2 protein-coding genes are annotated in these 1,969 nt (G+C 62.9%); one reads left to right on the top strand and one right to left on the bottom strand.

Annotated features, from left to right (window positions below):
* Position 1: 1 nt before the first annotated feature.
* The gene (locus VGH68_RS01255) at positions 2-730 is read left to right on the top strand and encodes a DeoR/GlpR family DNA-binding transcription regulator (protein WP_331601689.1); all 729 of its coding nucleotides are present in this window, start codon (positions 2-4) and stop codon (positions 728-730) included.
* 14 nt (positions 731-744) lie between these two features.
* On the opposite strand, the gene VGH68_RS01250 is transcribed toward VGH68_RS01255, so the two are convergent.
* Positions 745-1,872 carry a 2-aminoethylphosphonate--pyruvate transaminase gene (locus tag VGH68_RS01250; RefSeq protein WP_414696876.1) on the bottom strand — a complete coding sequence of 376 codons (1,128 nt, stop codon included), beginning with the start codon at positions 1,870-1,872 and terminating at the stop codon, positions 745-747.
* Positions 1,873-1,969 lie beyond the last annotated feature (97 nt).

Here is a 1,969-nt window from a genome sequence, read left to right as displayed (position 1 = left end):
CATCCTGTCGGAGTTGTCGAAGAACGGCGCGTTGTCGGTCGCCGAACTCGTGCGCGCGCTCGACGTGTCGCGCGAGACAATCCGGCGCGACCTCAACGCTCTCGCCGAACGCGGCCTGATCTCGACCACCCACGGCGGTGCGTTGTCCAACGATCGCCGCGAGCCCGACCTCGACGTCCGCGAAGCGGCGAACGCCGTGGCCAAGCGCGCGATCGGCGAGCGTGCCGCGCAACTCGTACCCGACGGCGCGTCGGTGATCATCGACTCGGGCAGCACGACACAAGCCGTCGCGCGTGCACTCGGCGACCGGCACCGGTTGATGGTCTACACCAACGACTGGCGCATCGCGCTGCTGCTCGGCCGCCACAACGACAACAAGGTCACGCTGTTCGGCGGCGAGCTCTCCGACCACGAAGACGCCGTATTCGGCCTCGATACCGTGCAGCAACTTTCGCAATATCACGTGGACTTCGCGTTCGTCGGCGCGGGCGCGATCACGCCGGACGGGTTCCTGACCGACTACTCGCGCCTCGCTGCCGAGGTGCGCAGCCGCATGATCCTGGCGGCGGGAGCGGCGGTTATCGTTGCGGACAACTCGAAGTTCGGCAACGTCACGCCCGTGCGTATCCGCGACTTCGATAAAGCGCGTTATCTGATCACTGAAGTCGCGCCCGACAAGGCGATGCGCCGCGCCATCGCCGCACGCGGACCGGAACTGGTGATCGCCTGAGTGCCATGCTGCCGTCACGCTGCCAGACGCACTTGCAGCGTACTTAGCGCCCGCCCGATTGCAGCTACCGCGTTATGCATTTCGTTTGCATCGATTGCCCCGATGCAACCCACGCGGAACGTCTCCACTTCCGTCAGCTTGCCCGGATAGAGCACATAACCCGCATCGCGGACGGCTTCGTAAAAGCGCTTGAAATCGTAGGCCGGATCGCGCGGTGCATGGAACGTGACGATCACCGGCGCCTGCACCGCGGCATCGAGAAACGGCTTGAAGCCATGCGACGCCATGCCTTCGATCAACGCCGCGCAATTGCGGCGATAACGCGCGCCACGCGCCGGCTGCCCCCCTTCCGCGATGAACTGATCGAGCGCTGCGCGCAACGCGGCGACCACATGCGTAGGCGGCGTGAAGCGCCATTGCGTGGTCTTCGCCATGTAGCTGTATTGATCGTGGAGATCGAGCGCGAGCGAGCGCGAAATGCCCGCCGACGCTTCCAGTAACGCGCGCCGCACGATCACGAATCCCATTCCCGGCACGCCCTCGAGACACTTGCCGCTGGCGGAAATCACCGCGTCGATACCCCCCTTCGATACATCGATAGGCAATGCGCCGAACGAACTCATGGCGTCGACGATCAGGCTCTTGCCATGTTGTTTGCACAGCGCTGCAATGTCGTCGAGCGGGTTCAGCAGACCCGCGCTCGTTTCCAGATGCACCTGCGCCACGTGCGTGATACGCGGCTCGCGCCGAAACATTTCTTCGATCCGTGCGACGCTGGCCGGCTCGTCATCGCGGAACTTGAGCTCGAGCGAGGCCACGCCCAGCCGCTCCAGGATTTTCAGTAAGCGTGTGCAGTACGCGCCGTTGTTCGGCACCAGCACCACGGCATCGCGCGGCACGAGCGAACCCAGCGCGGCTTCCACGGAAAACGTGCCGCTGCCTTGCATGGGGATGCACACAAAATCTTTTTGACCGGACACGATCGCAAGCAGATCGCGGCAGATTTCGCCTGTCATCCGGTTGAAAGCCGCGTCCCAGGATCCCCAGTCGCGCAGCATGGCCTGACGAGTTGCAGGCGATGTCGTCAGCGGGCCAGGGGTCAGCAAAATCGGGTCACTTCCGTTGATCACGTTTTCCTCCATTCGAATTCTTTAAGTGCTGCTGCCACGTTCGCATCGTTTTGCAGACGTGAAATAGTCTAAGCGCAATTTTGGCGAAATGTGTCGTTTGTTGGAAAAA

The sequence above is a fragment of the Paraburkholderia sp. genome (genome assembly GCF_036488505.1).
Lineage (GTDB): Bacteria > Pseudomonadota > Gammaproteobacteria > Burkholderiales > Burkholderiaceae > Paraburkholderia.
The sequence above is the reverse complement of the archived record's forward strand: the minus strand, read 5'-3'. Positions and strand labels throughout refer to the sequence as shown.